1 protein-coding gene is annotated in these 230 nt (G+C 53.5%); it reads right to left on the minus strand.

Features of this window, described 5'->3' with window-relative positions; translation table 11 throughout:
* Positions 1-7 precede the first annotated feature (7 nt).
* Positions 8-230 (minus strand): hypothetical protein (locus ACZ2IA_RS23355; protein ID WP_470294958.1); only part of this gene is annotated, 223 nt, incomplete at its 5' end.

The raw sequence follows: 230 nt of genomic DNA on the forward strand, positions 1-230 counted from the left end.
GGCTCAATCAGACCGAAAGGCGGAGCTTGAACGTAAAAGAGCCGAAGGAATTCGAACATCTCTGAGTGAAGCCTTTCTTTTCGGCGTCGGCGGCAGTGGGCGGTCTGAGGATGCGGAATGGTGCGGGCAAGCAGCCAGTGATGCATTTTTCAGCTGGACTGAACATGTCTTCATTCATGTCGGAATTCTTCAAGGCCGGGTTGGAACGGGTGAAGATGTCGCGTCTTTGG

The organism is Crenobacter sp. CS_VA4, assembly GCF_055597485.1.